The organism is Clostridium sp. CS1-1 (assembly GCF_056135525.1).
The window spans coordinates 918763-939261 of sequence record NZ_CM148680.1 but is presented as its reverse complement, the minus strand read 5'-3'; the positions used below and the strand labels follow the sequence as shown (position 1 = coordinate 939261).

Annotated in this window: 15 protein-coding genes; 5 read left to right on the top strand and 10 right to left on the bottom strand. The window is 31.5% G+C overall.

All coding sequences use genetic code 11. The features are described from left to right. Positions 1-101: 101 nt before the first annotated feature. On the top strand, positions 102-923 hold the full coding sequence (locus AC0N0V_RS04165; protein WP_474462290.1) for an amino acid ABC transporter substrate-binding protein: 822 nt from the start codon (positions 102-104) through the stop codon (positions 921-923). A gap of 18 nt (positions 924-941) precedes the next feature. Next, positions 942-1577 carry an amino acid ABC transporter permease gene (locus AC0N0V_RS04160; RefSeq protein WP_474462289.1) on the top strand — a complete coding sequence of 212 codons (636 nt, stop codon included), beginning with the start codon at positions 942-944 and terminating at the stop codon, positions 1575-1577. A 45-nt stretch (positions 1578-1622) separates the two neighbouring features. On the opposite strand, the gene AC0N0V_RS04155 is transcribed toward AC0N0V_RS04160, so the two are convergent. Further along, complete coding sequence (locus tag AC0N0V_RS04155) at positions 1623-1745, bottom strand: hypothetical protein (protein ID WP_474462287.1); 123 nt, start codon at positions 1743-1745, stop codon at positions 1623-1625. Between the two features lie 268 nt (positions 1746-2013). Here AC0N0V_RS04155 and AC0N0V_RS04150 point away from each other — a divergent pair, with 268 nt between their 5' ends. The 3 genes from AC0N0V_RS04150 (at position 2014) to AC0N0V_RS04140 (ending at position 5868) form a co-directional block, all read left to right on the top strand. After that, complete coding sequence (locus AC0N0V_RS04150) at positions 2014-2961, top strand: patatin-like phospholipase family protein (protein WP_474462286.1); 948 nt, start codon at positions 2014-2016, stop codon at positions 2959-2961. 350 nt (positions 2962-3311) lie between these two features. Then, a complete protein-coding gene (locus tag AC0N0V_RS04145; protein WP_474462285.1) occupies positions 3312-3734 on the top strand; it encodes a hypothetical protein in 423 nt (140 codons plus the stop codon). A 67-nt stretch (positions 3735-3801) separates the two neighbouring features. After that, a complete protein-coding gene (locus AC0N0V_RS04140) occupies positions 3802-5868 on the top strand; it encodes a thiamine pyrophosphate-binding protein (protein WP_474462283.1) in 2067 nt (688 codons plus the stop codon). Between the two features lie 74 nt (positions 5869-5942). Here the strand turns inward: AC0N0V_RS04140 and pepT are convergent, their stop codons facing one another. The 9 genes from pepT to megL form a co-directional block, all read right to left on the bottom strand. Continuing rightward, positions 5943-7175 (bottom strand): peptidase T, encoded by a 1233-nt coding sequence (gene pepT, locus AC0N0V_RS04135; protein WP_474462282.1) that lies wholly within the window; start codon positions 7173-7175, stop codon positions 5943-5945. Between the two features lie 186 nt (positions 7176-7361). Then, positions 7362-9065: a methyl-accepting chemotaxis protein gene (locus tag AC0N0V_RS04130; RefSeq protein WP_474462281.1), complete on the bottom strand. Its 1704-nt coding sequence runs from the start codon at positions 9063-9065 to the stop codon at positions 7362-7364. Between the two features lie 37 nt (positions 9066-9102). Beyond that, positions 9103-13029 (bottom strand): helicase-exonuclease AddAB subunit AddA, encoded by a 3927-nt coding sequence (gene addA, locus AC0N0V_RS04125; RefSeq protein WP_474462280.1) that lies wholly within the window; start codon positions 13027-13029, stop codon positions 9103-9105. A 274-nt stretch (positions 13030-13303) separates the two neighbouring features. After that, entirely contained in the window at positions 13304-14359 is a 1056-nt protein-coding gene (locus AC0N0V_RS04120; protein ID WP_474462279.1) for a sensor domain-containing diguanylate cyclase, read from the bottom strand. A 363-nt stretch (positions 14360-14722) separates the two neighbouring features. Further along, positions 14723-15079 carry a response regulator gene (locus AC0N0V_RS04115; protein WP_474462278.1) on the bottom strand — a complete coding sequence of 119 codons (357 nt, stop codon included), beginning with the start codon at positions 15077-15079 and terminating at the stop codon, positions 14723-14725. A gap of 291 nt (positions 15080-15370) precedes the next feature. Further along, positions 15371-16366: a cobalt transporter CbiM gene (cbiM, locus tag AC0N0V_RS04110; RefSeq protein ID WP_474462277.1), complete on the bottom strand. Its 996-nt coding sequence runs from the start codon at positions 16364-16366 to the stop codon at positions 15371-15373. A 242-nt stretch (positions 16367-16608) separates the two neighbouring features. Further along, positions 16609-17469, bottom strand: a complete 861-nt coding sequence (gene lipA, locus AC0N0V_RS04105) for a lipoyl synthase (protein WP_474462276.1) — start codon at positions 17467-17469, stop codon at positions 16609-16611. A gap of 192 nt (positions 17470-17661) precedes the next feature. Continuing rightward, positions 17662-18672, bottom strand: coding sequence for a lipoate--protein ligase (locus tag AC0N0V_RS04100; protein WP_474462275.1), 1011 nt, complete (start codon positions 18670-18672; stop codon positions 17662-17664). A 602-nt stretch (positions 18673-19274) separates the two neighbouring features. Beyond that, a complete protein-coding gene (gene megL, locus AC0N0V_RS04095) occupies positions 19275-20477 on the bottom strand; it encodes a methionine gamma-lyase (protein WP_474462274.1) in 1203 nt (400 codons plus the stop codon). Positions 20478-20499: the final 22 nt, after the last annotated feature.

Below are 20499 nucleotides of genomic sequence, written 5' to 3'. Positions count from 1 at the left end.
AATATCTATAAACTAAATTTTACTACTTTACAAATTCACCATGCTAAAGTATAATAAGCATTGTAATCAAGCAAACAATTAATTAAATGGAGGTTTTAAAAATGAAAAAGAAATTTGGAATTTTAACTATAGCAGTACTATCACTTGGACTTTTACTTTCTGGTTGTGGAAATAGTAAGCAAGCAAATGGTGGCCAGGCTCAAGATAAGTCTTTAAGCGAAATCAAACAAAAAGGTGAATTCGTTGTAGGCCTAGATGATAGCTTCCCTCCAATGGGGTTTAAAGATGATAAAGGAGAAATTGTTGGATTCGATATAGACCTTGCAAAAGAAGTTGGTAAGAGAATGGGCGTAAAAGTTGTGTTTAAACCAGTTCAATGGGACGGTGTATTGCTAAGCTTAAATAACAAAGATATAGATGTTATTTGGAACGGTTTAACTATTACTCCAGAAAGGCAAAAGCAAATAGACTTCTCAAAAGTATATCTTCAAAATAAGCAAATAATAGTTGTAAAAAACGACTCTACAATAAAAGGTAAAAAAGATTTAGCTGGTAAAACAGTTGGTATCCAATTAGGCAGCAGTAGTGAGACTGCATTAACTTCTGATAAAGAGGTTTCAAATGGATTGAAGGAAACTAGAAAATATTCAAATAATACAGAGGCTTTAATGGACTTAAATCAAGGTCGTTTAGATGCAGTAGTTGTTGATGAAGTAGTTGGAAGATACTACATAGCAAAGAAACCAGGGCTATATAAAGTTCTTGATGAGGATTTTGGAAAAGAAGATTATGGTGTTGGTATAAGAAAAACTGATAAAGCATTTAAGGAAGAACTTGATAAAACTTTAGATGCAATGAAAGCTGATGGAACTGCAGATAAGATATCACAAAAATGGTTTGGCAAAGATATTGTTACAAAATAAAGTTAGGAAGTGATTTTAATGGCTGATCTTATGAACGTTACAGGATTTATACTAAAAGGAAGCATATTAACTATAGAATTATTTGCAATAGTTGCAGTTTTTTCAGTCCCCTTAGGAATGTTAGTAGCTATTGGTAAAAATTTAAAAATAAAACCTTTGAATGTTGTTCTAAGCTTTTATACTTGGGCTTTTAGAGGTACTCCTCTGCTACTACAACTTTTCTTCACATACTTTGGGCTTCCTGTAATAGGTATAAGATTATCACCATTAACTGCTGCCAGCTTAGCTTTTACAGTAAATTACGCAGCATACCTAGCTGAAACCTTTAGAGCTGGTATTGAGTCAGTTGATAAAGGACAGTTTGAGGCTGCTAAAGCACTTGGAATGAATTATAGACAGACAATGATAACAATAATACTTCCACAAGCAGCAAGGAATGTAATTCCCCCTGTTTGTAATGAAGCAATAAACCTTATAAAAGACACGGCATTAGTTGCAGCTATTGGTATTGGCGACTTGCTCAGAGCTGCTAAAGAAGTAGTAACTAGAGACTTCACCATCACACCATTTATAATAGCTGCTGCCATATACCTTTTAATTACATCATTATTGGTACTGATGTTTAGAAAGATTGAAAAGAAGTACTCATTTTAATAATCGAATATAGAAATGTAAATAATTAAAAATAACAAGTTCTGGCTATCTATTGCTAACTGAACTTGTTTTTTCTTTTCCATTTTCCTTATTAACGTTATCCAAACACTCTTTTAAGCATTCCTCAATAACATCCATTGGAATTTGAAAACCCTTGTTTTTATTCATAAATACTACCTCCTGTTTTTTAAAAGTTGATAATTTTTTAAAGTTCTCTTAATAATGACTTATTAAATACATTTTTTGTTATTTGAAACATTCCTTTAATATATCACATTTACAATTTTTTGTATACTAGAAGCATTTGACATATTATAATAATTTTTTCAAATTTGATATAACCTTTCTAAACATCCAATAATATTATATATATATATTCTCAATTCACATAAATGGTTCCATTGAATAATTTAGATAATAGAGTGAGGTGTTCATTATGAAGGCAGATGCTGTTTTTGAAGGTGGAGGTATGAGGGGCATAGGTATAGTAGGTGCCTTAACCTATATGGAATCTAAGGGCTATGAATGGGAAAGAGTTGCTGGAACTTCTGTTGGTGCTGTAATTGCTTCTCTCGTAGCAGCTGGTTATACAGCTAGAGAAATGAAAAAAATATTATCTGATATGGATTTTAGAGATTTCTTAGACAAAAATGGTCTCCAAAGGCTACCTGTTCTCGGAAAAGCTCTAGGATTTTTAGTGGAAAAAGGAATATACTCCGGTGACTATGTGGAGGAATGGATACACAAACTACTAAAGGCAAAAGGAGTAAGACGATTTAAAGACGTAACCTTCAATGGTGAATGCAAACTTAAAATAATAGCTGCAGACATAACACGGCGAAAAATTTTAATACTTCCAGATGACCTACCTGATTACGGAATAAACCCCATGAAATTTTCTATCGCTAAAGCTGTAAGAATGAGTATAAGCATTCCATTTTACTTTAAACCAGTAGAATTTGTGCATGCTGATGGAATAAGCTACGTGGTAGACGGAGCTGTTTGTTGCAACTTTCCTATAAATATATTTGACGTTCAGGGCACTCCTAGATGGCCTACTATAGGATTTAAATTTGACAGTCCGGAAATAAGTAATACAAAACAAGGCAAAACTGACCCCATATCATTTTTATTTGATATAGCAAATACCATATCCGCTGAAAAAAACAGAGAATGGCTAAAGAGGGAAAATTTAGTTAGAACAATACTTATTCCAACCTTAGGGATTGCACCTACAGACTTCAACCTATCTAGTGGAAAAACTCTAAAACTTTTCAAATCTGGTTACAGAAGTGCTGCAAAGTTTCATGAAGATTGGGACTATGAAGAATACCTAAGAGAATTTAGATACACTACCCCTCAGTCTAAGCTTATATTTCCTTAAAAGTAAAGACTATTACAGCATACAGTTAGGTTGTGATGTATCAAATTTCAGGAAATACAATTTATTTTATTTTTTCTATATAAAATTAAAACCCATGTAATATAATGTCGAAAAATAATTGCTATTTTAAAGAGAATTTTGTAATATAATTATGGAAAATATGTTATAATTTTTATAAAAGTGAGTAAAATTTAGGATTTATGGAATTAATATGTCACATAATAATATAATTATTAGAAATATATATCACTAAATTGAAGCTTTATATAAAAAACTTCATATTCAGTTATAAGTATTAGTTACTATTTTATAAATTAAAATAAAAAATAAATATCTGGAGGAAAATCATTATGGCAATAACAAAAGAATTAAAAGGAAGACTCTGTGAAGGAAAATTAGAAATAAAGTCAGGGCAAAAAAGAGTTTATGAAATTGTTAAAGGCTTATGGAAAGAAGATGACTACAGAGAATATATGAACGCTTATGAAAAGGACCTTGCTCCACATATAAAACAAATGGGTAAATGGGTTAAAATAGTAGACATGAGAGAGTATGGTATGTCCTCAGTTACAGAGCCTATGGCACAACATCTTAAATGGTGTAAAGATAATGGGTTAGTTTGTGCAATAGTAGTTGCAGATAAGGCAATAGTTAAAATGCAAATAAGTAATTCTTTAAAAGATAAAGAAAAAATAGGAAGTCGTATTTTAGAAGATAAATATTTTACAACAATGGAAGAAGCATTAAGTCATGCAAATAGTATAGGATTTTAATGTTAGTGGGTGATATTATATATCACCTATTATTATTTAAGTAATTTTTAGAAAGAAGGAGTACCGTATGATAAGCATTAATAAAGTAAAAAAACTGTATGATAAATTGTATGAGGTTTGTGGCGTTGGCAATATAAACTATCATCATTTTGATGGAAATCATCTAAAACCAATTTATATGATGGGTAGTGATATGATAGGTGATGCTCAATGGAAAGCAACACATGCTGAAATGAAAGAAGGACTAAAAATATCAGATGATATAGTTCTCAAGAGAATAGTTAAAGGGGAGACTGTTTATATTTATGATGTTCCAAATGACCCTTTAGCTTCACCTGCATTTAGAGCTTTTGGAATATATAGCTTAGTTGTTTATCCACTTTATAATAATGATGGTATAGTTAATAGTCTAATTTGTATACCAGACTTCTTTAAGCTTAATGAGTTTACTCAGGAAGTTATTGATAAATGTGGAGAGCTAATAAAAGAGTTCAATAAGGAAATCAATGAAGATAAAGCCAATGCTAAAGTATCAGAGATTATAACTAACTATTTAGGTAAAAACGGAGTAAAACAAATATTTAGTACTCCATGCTCTACATTTAGCCCTATAGTAGATACATTATTAGATATGAAAGAAATCGAACTCGTAAGAGTGAGTAATGAAAGTTGTGCAAGTTTTTCAGCGGAGATGTATTCTAAATTAGGTGGTAAATTAGGAGTTTGTCTTGTGTCAGGTGCAGTTGGCATTCCTAATGCAATGAATGGTATTCTACAAGCGAAAGAGTCAAAATCACCTATTCTAGTGCTAAGTGGTTATGTCAACCAGCCAGAACAAGGTTTAGGAGCTATGCATGATTTTGAAGCACATAGATTATTGGATAGTGCCGTTAAATATAATAAAGTTATAAAATATGAAAGTGAAGTTTTAAAGGAGCTAAAGAAAGCTATAGAAATAGCAATGACTCCACCTAGAGGTCCTGTTCATATTGGAATACCTTTAAATATATTAAAAGAAGAATTCTCAGGACAAGATTTAGACGCAGCAGAAGTATTAGAGATAAAAGATAGCTTAAAACAATTTGATAAGACAATACTAACACTTAATGAAAGCAAACACGGGTTAATAATAGTTGGTGGAGGATGTAGGGGATTATCGACAGAAGTAATATCTCTAGCTGAAAAATTAGATTATAAGATGGTTACAACTGCAGGAGGCAAAGGAGTAGTTAATGAACATCATCCTCTAAGCTTAGGTAACTTTGGATTTCCTGGTACAGATATAGCTAATGAGATTGTTTTAAATGATAAAAGTATAGATGTAGTAATAGCTCTAGGAACCCAATTAAGTGCTATGGCTACTTTAAATTTTGATAAACGTCTAACAGAAAATAGAACCTTAATTCACATAGACAACGATCCAAGTACGTTTAATAAGGGCTACAATGCTGATATAAGTATAATTTCAGATTTGAAGTTTGCATTAAATCATTTAACAGAAAAGGTAAAACAAAAATGTAGAACATTTGAAAAATCTTATTTAAATAAACCAACAGAAAAAACAAATGGGTTATGTTTAAGGGATGTTTATGAAGAATTAGGTAATATGCTTCCTGATAATACATTGTACATTAGTGACATGGGTACAAGTATGCATTATTCTTATAAATTCTTAAATATATCGGAAAAAGGCGATTTTTATTGTAACACTCTTAGAGCTTGCATGGGGTCGTCAATAGGTGCTATAGGTGCAAGTTTTATAGATAGAGAAAGACCTGTAGTTACTCTAGTTGGTGACGGTTCATTCTTAATGAATTATGCGGGAGAATTGCCTACAATAAACAGATACAACTTGCCTATTCTAACGATAGTTTTAAATAACTCGGCTCTTGAGTATGTAAGAATTGGTCACGATTTAATTCACGGAAGACATCCAAAGTGTTTTGAAGACAAATATATGGATGTTCATAAGATAGCTGAAGGACTAGGTATGGAGTGCCTGAAAATTAGAAGTCTATCCGATTTAAATTTATTAAATGACTATGAATTTGATAAACCAATGGTAGTTGAATTGATAATAGATGATACTTCGGATATGCCTTTAGGAAGACTAGAATTATTAAGTAGGCGTTAATTGTTGAGGTGTTTAAACACCTCAACTTTGTTTGAGTTCTTAAAAGAAAATTGTAGTCTTTAAATTTGTATTTTTTATTTATCTCTTTCAGAGTATATTTGTGCTATTTTAACTATAACCTCAACAGCTTTTTCCATAGAATGTGTTGAGATATATTCAAATCTACCATGGAAGTTATGTCCGCCAGTAAATATGTTTGGTGTTGGAAGTCCCATGAATGAAAGTCTTGATCCGTCTGTACCACCTCTTATAGGTCTAACTAACGGCTTTATACCTACTGATTCCATTGCTTCGAAAGCGATATCTACAATATATTTTACAGGTTCAACCATTTCTCTCATGTTTCTATATTGATCTTTTATTTCTATTATCACAAAATCTTTTCCGTACTTTCCATTTAAGTACTTAACTATGTTCTCAATGAAAGTTTTTCTTTTCTCAAAGTTTTCTCCATCAAAATCTCTGATTATATAGCTAAGAGTAGTCTTTTCAATTGCACCGTTTACACCTAACAAATGATAGAAGCCCTCATAACCTTCTGTAGTAGCTGGAGTTTCATTTGCTGGAAGCATACTAATGAATTCATTTGCTACAAGCATTGAGTTAATCATTTTGCCTTTAGAAGAACCAGGATGGTAGCTTCTTCCGCTTATAGCAACCTTAGCACTAGCTGCATTGAAGTTTTCATACTCTAATTCTCCAATTACACCACCGTCTATAGTATAAGCTAAATCCGCATTAAACTTTTTAACATCAAAGTGATCAGCTCCACGTCCAACTTCTTCATCTGGAGTAAATCCAACACGAATATCTCCATGTTTAATCTCTGGATGCTCTATTAAATACTCTACAGCTGCCATTATTTCAGCAATTCCAGCTTTATCATCAGCTCCAAGAAGAGTTGTTCCATCAGTAGTAATTAAAGTTTTACCTATGTAATCTTTTAACTCTGGAGATTCTGAAACACGAAGAACTATGTTTTGTTCTTCATTTAATACAATGTCTTCTCCATCATAATTTTCAACAATTTTAGGATTTACATTAGCACCAGATATTTCTGGACTTGTATCCATATGCGCTATAAAACCGATTACAGGAACATTTTTATCAACATTTCCTGGTAATGTAGCCATAACATATCCATTATTGTCAACAGATACATCACTCATTCCAATCTCTTTTAATTCTTTAACTAACTCTTCTGCTAATACTAATTGTTTTGAAGTACTTGGTACTGTAGTAGACTCCTCATCTGACTTAGTGTCAATCTTTACATACTTTAGAAACTTTTCAACAACCTTTGACATTTTCCAGCCTCCTCTAACTATAACCATTATATTATTATCTATACAAATTATATCACTATTATCCTTAAATAACAATTTATCACAATAAATTTATTGCATTGCTTTTATTACATTGATTAAATTGCTTCATTTAACAAAATTTTCCCCTAAAATTGTATTGATTATCATTAAATTACTATTTTAATGTTAGTGTTCTATGCATATATCAGCCATAATGACACCCTTTATTTTGCCATTCAAATCCTTAAGAGGCATTGCAATAGCTATGCAGTAGTTAAAGGAAACATTTGATATATAAGGATCTGTATAGTATTCCTTTCCTTGAATAGCCTCCTTGAAATATGGTCTGAAAGAAAAATTGTTATTATCTTTTAGTATAGGGTCACTAGCCGATTTCATTATCCCCTCAGAATCTATTATTCCTATGTATTCAAATTCACTAAAAGCTTTTTTTTGCTCTAATAGAAAGCTTGAAGCCTTATCTAATTTTAAATTCTTCAGGTTAACCTCATTTGATATCCACTTAAGTTTGTCAAACCCTTCTTTAATAATCATTTTTTCACTTTTTCCTATTTTAATATTATTAATAAATCCCTTAAGTTTTATATCTATATCGTCTACAGTTTTATTTGTTTTTATTATTAAATCGGTAACCTCTTGCATTAAAGCTGTCTGTTCATCCGTTGCAGCAGAAACTTCCTCTGTAAATGCTAATGCTTCCTGTGTTGTGCAAATAATATTATTTACTAGCTCGTTAACATTGATTGCCATAAAAGATGTATCTTTTGCTAACGAAGATATTTCATTTACAGCCTGATATGTTGAATTTGTTGATTGGCTTATTTTGTTAAAGGACTGCTTAGACTGCTCTGCAAATTGTATATCCTCAATTATATATACTTCCTGTTGATTAGCTTCATTGGTTATCTGAGCAATTTTCTCATTTATATCCTCAATAAGCTTTCTAATCTCCCCCGCTGATCTCGATGATTGTTCTGCTAGTTTTCTTACTTCTTCGGCCACCACTGTAAATCCCTTGCCATGTTCACCTGCACGGGCCGCTTCGATGGCTGCATTTAATGACAAAAGATTTGTTTTATTGCTCAAGTCTGTTACTACAAAAGCTATATTATTTATTTGTTCAGCTTTACCTTGAAGAACATGAGCATTAGAAACTAATTTTGTACTAACTCCCCTTACACTCTTCATTTTATTTATTATACGATCAAGTATATCTCCATTTTCCTTTATCACGTTAATCATTTCTTCTGCAGTTTGTTTTGTACATTCAGCATGTTTAGCTATTACTTCTGCATTTTCAGCCATTTGTCTTGCACTTTCCCCTGTGGATACTGCATCTTCCGATTGTTTGTAAGTGGATTCATTTATAGATTCTACAGATTGAGCTATCTCCATTGATGCTTCTTCAGTTCTATTTATATTTTCCTGTAAAACTGAAGACAAATCTCTATTTTTTTGAGAAACTTCGTATATCTCGCATAGAATCTTTTTAGTATTTCTAACGATAAGATTTATCATCTTAGCTAAACCATCTAGTGCTCCGTAATTCTTAACTCTTATTGATAACTCTCCTTCTGATATTTTGTGCAAATCCTTATTAACTCTCTGCATATTGCTAAACAATCTGTTAAAAATCAATAAACATATTGCAAAGGCGAATATACCGCAAGCTACCACTACTGTTAGTATAAATATTGTATTTTTTATATTAAACTGAGATACTATACTAGCTATATCCTCCTGTTTATTTAAAACTTTAATTAGTATATTATAAAGTGTGATTTTTGAAATATATGCTATAGTTATGCCAGTTATTAAAAATATACTTACAAATAATGATATACCTATACCTATCACTTTTATCTTCATATTCCCATCCCCTTAGAATTGAATTTCAAGTCACTAATTACATTTCCACAACTTTATCTCTAAAAAATAAATATATATATGTATTCTTAACAGCTTTACCGGTCATCTTCTCCAGTGCTCTTTTGTAATAATAAAGTTGAATAGAATATTTTTCTTTTATTGCATCTGAATCTAACGCAAAATCTGTTTTATAGTCTAAAAGGACTAATTCATTATTCTCTTCAAAGTAGCAATCTATTACACCTTGAATTAATACTTTTTCATCTTTATATGTTTCTGGTAGATTTCTATACAACTCCGTGCATGGAAGTTCCATGAAAAATGGAGTTTCTCTATAAATATTTTTAGCTTTTTTCATCCTTTGACCCAAATCAGACTCAAAAAACCTTAATATTTTATCTATCTGTACAATTTTTGATTGCTCTTCTGTAATAAACTCTTTATTTATTAAGCTGCTTATCTGTTCCTCTATTTCATCATAAGATGAAACTTTCGCTAAATCCAGATGCTGCATTACTAGATGCATTATTGTACCTTTTTCCACTGGAGATAAATCTTTATTTTCCTTTATAAAGCTAGGCTTTTTTAACGTTGTAGAGTTGACAACAACACTACTGTCCTCTACGTCAACTAATGTAAATCTTCTTTTTAATTCAGATACTGAAAATTTAGCAGGTATATTACTCGCTTCCTTATATTTATATTCCCAACTCAGTCTTCTTCTTATTTCTTCATTATATGCGCTGATATCTCCAATCAAATTAGCACTTTCTATCTCTTTAATTATATCTTCATCAATTTCATCTTCCTGGTTCTTATTCTTAAACTCTTCTTTATTCCAAGTTTTTACACTCCAAATTGAAGTATCTTGAACCAAGTAAATTTTTTCCCCATCTTTTGAAATATCCCTTAGTTCTTTCCCACAAGGATGTCTAATTATAGCTGGCCCTATCCAGTCTAAATAATTTTTTGCAGTTCCTGCTATATATTCTGAAATTTTATTACTATCTGTATCTGCTGCTTCAAACCATTTCTCTGCTGTTTTTGCTATATCATTTACCATTCCTGTTATTATTAACTTTTCTTTAGCTCTTGTGAATGCAACATATAAAATTCTCATTTCCTCAGAAAGAGTTTCAATTTTTATCTTCCTCTTTAGTACTTCTTTTACGATTGTAGGATAAGATATTCTCCTATCTGGATTTACATAGTCAGGTCCAAGTCCTAATTCACTATGGAATAATATGCTCTTATTTACATCCATCAGGTTAAAATTCTTGCCACTACTTGCAAGTATCACAACTGGGAATTCTAAGCCTTTACTTTTATGTATACTCATGATCCTAACCACATCTTCATTTTCACCTAAAGTTTTTGCGCTTCCCATATCCCCACTGCTATTTTTAAGCTTATTAACAAAATTTATAAAATTAAAAAGTCCCTTATAACTAGTTTTTTCATATTGTTTAGCTCTCTCAAAAAGAATTCTTAAATTAGCCTGTCTTTGTGGCCCTCCTGGCATGGCACCAGCAAAACCATAATAACCGGTTTCAATATATAAATACCATATGAATTCGTCTATAGGCATATGTATAACTTTTCTTCTCCATTTATTTAATTTATTTAAAAACCTTTTTACTTTGCTTCGCAAACCTTCACTAATGTGCTCCAGATTGTAGCTAATCTGATTACTATCTTCAAATTTCATTTCACTAATTAGCTTTTCGTTATTATATGACTCCACAAACTCTGTCACTATATCTACTTCGATATTATCTGTTGCCTCATCTTCTCTTGATATTGACTTCATCACTTCATAAAAGGACAGTTCTTTGTTTACCATTCTAATATCCATTAACTCCTCTGGTGAAAAAGACTCTATTGGAGAACGTAATACTGAAATTAGCGGTATATCCTGAATAGGATTATCTATAATTTGAAGCAGTGACATAATCGTCCTTATCTCAACAGCTTCGAAATATCCAGTAGCGGTGTCAGCAAATACTGGTATCCCTTCACCTGTGAGTTCATCCACAAAAGTAGGTGCCCACTTTGATGTGGCACGCATAAGTATAACTATATCCTTATATCTAACAGGTCTATAGCCTTTGATATCTTTGTCATATACATTAAACTGTTCCTTACCTTGTGAGTGTATAAGTTCATTTATTCTTTTTGCAGCAAGCCTTGCTTCTATTTGTATGTTATCTAGCACTTCTTCCTCTTCGGAATTATCATCTTTTTCATTACTTTCCTTCTGTTCAGCTGCCTCAAAAACCTCATTACTTTTCTTATCAACTATATGTAGTTCAATCTCTCCCCCACAAATATTTTGCATACAAGATATGCTTGTTGTTATCCCATTTGTATCTACTTGTTCCCCAATTAGACTTTTCTTGCATTTTATTTCTATATCATCACTACTACATTGTATTTCAGGGTATTCCGCTCCACTTATAAGAGCTTCTCCTTCATCATATTCAAGTTCTCCAACCTCTCTAGACATTATCTGTTTGAACAAATAATTTACACCATCAATTATTTCTGGTCTACTTCTAAAATTCTTGAAGAGCTTAATTTTTCTCTCTTTACTTCCTTGTTCATCTGAATAACTAGTATATTTACTTAAAAATAATTCTGGTTTAGCTTGCCTAAATCTATAAACACTTTGTTTGACATCTCCTACCATGAACATATTAGGAATATCATTCTTATTAGCTATCGTATTCATAATAGCTTCCTGCACTTCATTGCTATCCTGATATTCATCTATAAGTATTTCTTCAAATTTCTGCTTGTATTCTAAAGCTGTTTCAGATGGTTTGATACTTCCTTCCCCATCTTCTTTTGTAAGTATACTTAAACAAAAATGCTCGATATCACTAAAATCTACTACTCCTCTCTCTTTCTTCTTATCACTGAACTTTGCATCAAATTGAATAACGAGTTTTGTTAGACACTTCATCATAGGATATAGCTCTTTTAAATTTATATTTATGTTGTCTGAACTTGAAAATATATTTTTCTCTATCTTTCCAATTCTCTCTTTGACTTCATTTCTCATTTTTTGAACTTTTTCTTTTGCTTCTGCGTCCACATCTTTATTTCTTTTAGAGCTAAGTTTTCCAAAACTGAAATTTGAAAATTCTTTTCTCAATTCATCCCAGGATTCACAGTTAATTATAGAATAGATATTCTCAAGTTCCTCTTTGAAAGTTTCTAGATAGTGCTCTATTCCCTCTGCCTTTTGTATTATTTGGATAGCCTTCTCCATTTTCAATTTACAGGCCTCAAGTTCTGTTCTTAAATACACTAGGAGTATACTAAACCATTTTGAATCTCCGAAGCTAAAATCCTTATCTATATTAAATCTTTCAGCCATCATAATAAGCCATTTTTCTGGAGTTGGAGTGCTTTTAGCAAATTCATATAATCCTAGTATCATATCCTGAACTTTTGTATCATTTTTTACTCCATATGAATCTATTAATCTCAAAAATTCTTCATTGTTAACTTCTTCGTACTTTTCTTCAAAGAGCTCATCTATAGCTTCCTGCTTTAAAAGTATAGTTTCTGTATTATCCGCGACTCTAAATCCTGGATCTAAATCTATAATATGAAAATTATTTTTTATAACTTGCAAACAAAATGAATGCATTGTCATTATGTTAGCTTGATTTAACAGCGTAAGCTGCCTTTGCAGCTTTCTTGATTCTGGTCTTATCTCGAGCTCCCTAGATATTGCATCGCCTATTCTTTCTCTCATTTCTGCCGCTGCCGCATTAGTAAATGTAACAACTAATAAATTGTCTATATCTAGATTTTCCTCACCATCTATTATTCTTTGTATTATTCGCTCAACAAGAACTGCTGTTTTTCCAGCCCCAGCCCCTGCAGCCACTAAAAGATTACAATTTTTTGTGTAAATAGCTTCTCTTTGTTCTTCTGTCCATTTTGTACTCATATTTATCACCCAACCTTATTTTATCATAATTACCAAATAAGTGTTATATATTTAACACTCAAACTCCAACTATTAGCATAGATACATAATGGTTGTAAATCCAATCATATAGCATTAGAAGGTCTAATACTTATAATTTCAAAAATATAATTTCAACTTTGCTTCTGTAAAAAGCTTTGAGTTAAAGTTCATTCTTAAAATTAATCCAGTAATAGACCTTCTTTTTGAAAATGGAATCTCCAAATATTATATACCTATAAATAATATTCCGAAATTAATAGATTACTCTATTTTTTCCTAAATGTTTTGCTTTATATAGATTAAAATCTGCTTTTCTTACGGTTTGTTCCAAAGTATCCTCTTCTTCTCTCATACCAATACCTATAGAAACAGTTACTCCTATCTCTGCATCCTTATAACAAACTTTAGCTTCTTCTATAGTCTTTCTTATTATCTCCATTCTATTATAAACATCAATAGGACTTTTAATATCGTATAAATAAATTATTATTTCTTCCCCACCAAATCTTGCTGCAATATCCTCTCTTCTAATATTAGATTTTATAATTTGGCAGACCTTCCTTATAACTACATCACCACATAAGTGACCATAAGCATCATTGCAACATTTAAAGTTGTCTATATCTACCATGATTATAGCAAGAGACTCTTTATCCGTTCTATACTTTTTCTGCATTGTACTAAAGAAATAGTTTCTATTAAATAATCCTGTAAGATAATCCTTTTGCGAATTATCCTTTATTTGATTATAAAGCCTATTATTTTCTAAACATATAGCAATATGATTTGTAAGTGCTGTTAATAGTGTTATATGTTCCTCATTTAAATAGTTGTAAATGTTATGTTCTACAATAATTAATCCCAAAATATTATTCTTTACATAAATGGGCATAAAAATAGAGGAATGTATGTCTATATCATAGCTGTTGCAAATATTTGAACTTGAATTTATCAAACTAGTGTCTAGTTTGCTTGCCTTTTTATTGTTAAATTCATCTACAATGTAGTGATGACTTGTATCACTTAAATTCGAATCTTTTAACTTTAACTTTCTATTCTCTAGTAAATAGACGCTAGAATAAGTCACCCCTAAAATACCAATCATTATATCATTGATTGTTGAAGTTATTTCATCATTACCTAAGCCTCTATTTATATATTCGCTAATTTCTACTACAAGGGATAACATGTCTAGTTTTTTATCTAACTCTATGATTTTCATACTCTGTTTTTGTATGGTATCTTCAGCTAACTTTTGATAGGTTTCGAATTCATCTTTTAGCTTATTGTACTCTCTCAATAGTGACATCCTATACCTCTCCCCTACAATTATGTCGCATATTTACACTACTTAACTTATCACCCAGTAATTGTATTCATTTTTATGTGTAAAATATACTTAAACATATCTGTTTATTATTCCAATTTTTCCACTTTATTGTAAACAAAAACGTCATATAAATAGAATATCATAATTTTATATATTTTTTCCATAAACTTTTTATAAAAGCATTATTTTATCTGGGCAATTCCATTTATAGATTTATGGTAATAATTTACATTAATATACGAATAAATTGTCTCATTAGTCATATATATAAAAAACTTTTTATTTAATATTCACATATGAATGTTAAATAAAAAGCTTTATAAGGTATAAAGTTTGTTATAGTTATAATAGTTTATTTAAAGATGTAACTACCCTCTCTTCATTAAATGGCTTTATAATGAAATCCTTCGCACCAGCTTTAATTGCATTTAATACCATCGATTGTTGTCCCATAGCACTACACATAATAATTTTGGCATTTGAGTCAAGTGATTTTATTTGCTTAACAGCCTCTATACCATCCATATCAGGCATAGTAATATCCATAGTAACTATGTCTGGCTTAAATTGTTTATATAACTCTACTGCCTTTTCTCCATTATCTGCCTCTGCCACTACTTCAAACCCATTCTTAACAAGCATATTCTTTAGTGTCATTCTCATAAATGCTGCATCATCAACAATTAATACAGTAGCCATTTTACTTCCCCCTATATTTTTATAATATTCATCAGTTAACAAATTATTCTTTTTAATATTGCTAAACATAATTCAGATAAAACTGTATATGTTAACAGAAGAATAATATCACATTTTAACAATATTTTAAACATATTCTTACAATATTATTTATATTAAAATTAATTATCTATTTATACACTTACGCATTTAATTAGAAGTTTCTGGTTTTAAGTTTAAACACAAATAGGAAGCTTTTGATATAGGGATATCAAAAGCTTCTACCTATGTTTATGTTGTTTTATTTAAGACCTAAGAAATTTCTTTTACATCAGTACTATTAGCTACTCTATCTTTTTTAGATGACCCTATTATTTTAAACAGTATTAAAATAATAGCAACTCCAGCAGCAGCTGATAAGATATATCCTATTACCTCATTCATTCCGCCTACACTATAGTCAGGCATAATAGCATTAAAACTGAATCCATTTTCAAGTGCCTTAGGAACAAATCCTACTACCTCTTTTATTTCATCAGCTCCCCATTCTCCCCATGCAGTGCCTGTAGCCAAGAGTCCTAGAGGACAAAGTACTATCATTCCAATTAATAACCCGTATAATGATTTTTTATTTGTTGCCTTTCCTTCATACACAACTCCTGGAGACATTTTTTTAACATAAGCATATACTCCTGCAGTTATTGCACCTTCTAGTAACCCAATAAGAAGATGTGGTAAAACCATAGCTGGTATAGCTACATTTAGTCCATATGGACAATATATTGGTGCACCTAGTGCATCTTTGAATAGTGTAGGTTGTATCCCAAACTCTGCTGCTGTAAATAAAGCTGCAGTAAGTATTCCAAAATAACCTGCTAAAAAAGCTGCTATATATTCTCCCTTATCACTTTTCACTCTGCTTTTTATAAACTTAAAAACAAAGTATCCAACAAAAGGCATTGCAAAAGCCATATTAAAACAATTTGCTCCTAATGCAAGTATTCCTCCATCCCCAAAGAATAATGCCTGAATTGCCAATGCTATGGTAACAGAAATAGTTGCCGCATAAGGACCTATTAATATAGCGGTTAAGACTGCCCCAGTTGCATGTGCTGTAGTTCCTCCTGGAACTGGTACATTAAACATCATAATTAAGAAGGAAACGGCAGCACAAACCCCAAGCACAGGCATCTTTTTTCTGCTTACCTCTTCTTTTACCTTTTTTACTGCACGACTCCATATTGGCATCATGACTGCTCCCATAACAGCACAAGTAGATGGACTTAAATAATTCTCTGGAATATGCATTAATAAAACCCCCTAAACCTTATATAATACTTATGTAAATCACTTACTTTCTATATGTTAATATTTTAGCAACTTTCATGCCATGTCGTTTTTGAAGTATTAAGGCAAAAAATAAAGAAAAATTTCTCAAAACGATACAAATTTTAGTACCATTTTGAGAAATTGTATTTTTAGTATCATATTGAAACTATAAAAATTGTTAATTCTATCAAGCAACCTTATTAACTCTTCGTCATTACTTTTCAGCTATTACTTTCCTGAAATACTTTTTCTGCATAATAAGAACTTCTTACTAGTGGTGCAGAAAAAATATGCTTAAACCCCATCTCCTTGGCTATTTCTTCATACCTTTTAAATATATCGGGATGCACATATTCTATAACAGGATGATGTTTTGATGAAGGTGCCAAATATTGTCCTATGGTAATAATGTCACACTCTATTTTCCTCAAATCTTTAAGGATTCCAACTACATCCTCTTCAGTTTCACCAAGTCCAACCATAAATCCAGATTTAGTTAAGATAGACTTATCCAGCTTCTTTACGTTAGCTAAAAGCTCTAGGGAACGATGATATACTGCCATAGGTCTGACCCTGCTATATAAAGAAGGTGCCGTTTCAACATTATGATTTATTATATTAGGCTTTGACTCTACCACAGTTCTAAGCGGACTCTCCTCACCTTTAAAATCCGGAATTAGAACTTCTATAGTTACATTCTTATTTAATTTTTTTATTTCTTCCACTACTTCGGCAAAATGCTTTGCACCACCATCTTGAAGGTCATCTCTAGTTACTGAGGTTATAACCGTGTGCTTTAGGTTTAATTTGTCTACAGCCTGTGCTACGTTGAAAGGCTCATTTTTATCTACAAGCTCTGGTTTTTCCTTTGTGACGTTGCAAAATGTACAATTACGAGTGCAGTTTTTCCCTAATATCATAAATGTAGCTGTACCTTTATTAAAACATTCTCCTCTATTAGGGCAATTTGCCTCTCTACAAACTGTGTTAAGAGAATGTTTACTTAATATTTCTTGAACAGTTCCTGTATTTTCTCCTCCCCTAATTTTAACCCTTAACCATTCTGGTTTTCTTTGTACCATTAAGTTCTCCCCCTTGTTTTAGCCGTTAACCCAATAAACAGAGTTCTTGGCATCAGATGGAGTTTTAACTCCACCTGATGCTTAGAAATCGTTATCCAGGGACGTAGCCGCTCTTTACTCCCCCTTGCAGAAAAGCAGATATCCCAAATCTCCGATTTGTTGATAGTCGCTTTCACACCGTGCGAGGGAGTATTAGAGCGGGTAGTCATCGGATAAATTCGATCCAATAATTAATTGTAGTAGGTTATCCCTGCTAATATTGCTCATATATTTTTCTATATCTATATTATTTAGGGCTTCTCTAATCTCTTCTTCCACATATCTTATATTAGTTAAAGCCTCCTCTAACTCTTTTATTTCGTATTTACTAAAGAAATCTCCATAAAACTTAATTTCCTTAATAATTCCTTTATGTACATTTGTATTAACTTGCACTATTCCACCAATAAATTTCTTTTCATTAGAAAAATTAAATTTAGGTGAATTACCATAAGTCCACTCCCAAGTTGCAAACTTTTCATCTGATATTTTTTTAATTTCCGTCCAATCTTCCTCGGTGAATTCATATAAACTTGAATTTTCATACTCACTCATAACAGAATTAGTTAAAAAATCCTTAAATTCAATTACAGTCATAGGTTTTTTAAGATATTCCTTCAAATTTGTAACCCTACTAGACACAGACTTAACAGCCTTACCTTCAAATTTTATAGGCCTTACCTTCAATGCTTGTACTAAATTAGTCATATCAGGTGAAAATAAAATACTTCCATGATGTACTGTCTTGTCGCCACAACTATACTGAGCGTTTCCCGAAAACTTTTTTCCATCTACGGTTAAATCATTTCTTCCAGATAGTTCTGCCTCTATTCCAAGCTTTTTTAAACCACGAATTATAGGATCAGTAAATTTTGCAAAATCAGTAAATTTACTTTCATTATTACAGGAAATAAAAGTAAACTGTACAATTCCAAAGTCACAAAAGATAGCTCCCCCGCCAGACATTCTTCTAACTACTGGTATATTATGTTCTTTGACATAATCAATGTTTATTTCAGATAGAGTATTTTGATTTTTACCGATTAGAATACAAGGTTCATTTCTCCAAAGCATAAAACAATCATCGGCAAATTTGTTACGCATATATTCTTCAACTGCATGATTGATAGCTGGATTAGTGTTATCATTTTTAATAAAGATCATTTTTCTCCCCCTCATAACTTAATCTACTTTTATCCGATGACTACCCGCTCTAATACTCCCCCTTCTCCAAGAGGGAGTAAAGAGCGGCTACGTCCCGGGATTCGTTCAACTAAGAATCAGGTGGGGTTAAAACCCCATCTGATTCAAGTTTCACTTTATGAAGTAAAACTTAATTCATACGAAGCCCCAGGGCTACTTAATTATTAGTTAATCGCTTCTAGAACATGCTAAGTAACCTAAAAGAAGATTAAAGTATCACAACGGTTGTTTATCGTATCAACCAACTAGCTGTTTGGTAAAAGTTTCACATACATATATGATATACTATTATTCTGAATTTTACAAACTTCATTTTTATATAGTTGTGTTTATTAAACTCTCATGAGGATGTGTTTCGACTTCGTACCATTCTTAATTGCTAAAATCTAGTTATCAGAACTAATCAATTATATTACTAAAATAGAATATTCACTAAAATTGATAAGCTAATGTTTCTAACTTATATTTCTAATTTAATTGCAGATAATTATAGCACTATCAATATTATTAGAATTCAACAATATCGATAGTGCCTACTTTAAATTATTATTACTTTTTAACTTTTACTTAACTATTAAATCTAAAGCCTGATTTAAGTCAGCTATTATATCATTAGCATTTTCAAGACCTACAGCAAGTCTTACTAATCCATCACTTATTCCTGCTTCTTTTCTTTCTTCAGCAGTATAAGGTGAGTGAGTCATTGAAGCTGGATGTTGAATTAAAGTTTCACAATCTCCTAAACTTACAGCTAGACTACATACATGAACATTGTCCATAACTTTCTTTCCTTCTTCTACTCCACCATTTAACTCAAATGCAATTACAGCTCCTGCTGCTTTCATTTGTTTTTGACCTAATTCATATTGTTCAAAACTCTTAAGTCCTGGGTAATAAACTTTTTTAACTGCTGGGTGCTTTTCTAAGAATTCAGCTACAGCCATAGCGTTTTGGCAGTGTCTTTCCATTCTTATTTCTAATGTTTTCATTCCTCTTATCATTAAATAAGCATCAAAAGGACTCATACATGATCCTGTCATATCTTTTATTCCGAATAACTTAACTTGAGTAATGAACTCAACTGTACCAACTACAAAGCCTGAAACAACATCTCCATGTCCATTAAGGAACTTAGTTCCGGAGTGAACTACCACGTCAGCACCTAATTCTATTGGTCTTTGAAGGTATGGTGTACAGAATGTGTTATCAACTATAACTAAACAGTCTTCTTTTTCGTGAGCAATTTTAGATATAGCCTCTATGTCTGAAAGTCCAAGTGTAGGATTTGCTGGTGTTTCTAAATATACTACTTTTGTATTTTCTTTCATAGCTTCTTTAACATTCTCTGGATTAGTTACATCTACAAAAGTAACTTCTACTCCATACCTTGTTAACCCGTGACTTAAGAAAGCATAAGTACATCCATAAAGCGTTTTGGAAGCAACTACATGATCTCCTGCTTTTAAAGCTGTCCAAAATGCTGAAGATATAGCTCCCATTCCTGACGCTGTAGCTGCTGCTGCTTCAGCACCCTCAAGCATAGCTAGTTTTTCTTCTAATACTGAAAGTGTTGGATTTCCTAGTCTTGAATATATATATCCTTCTTCTTTAAGTGCAAATCTATTTCCACCTTGTTCTGCTGAATCAAAAATAAAAGTAGAAGTTTGATAAATTGGTGTAGCGAGTGATCCAAATTGATCCTTTTTTGTTCCTGCATGTATAGCTTTTGTTGCAAATCCCATTTCTTGTAAACATTCTTTATTCATTATTGTTTCCCCCTCAACTTCT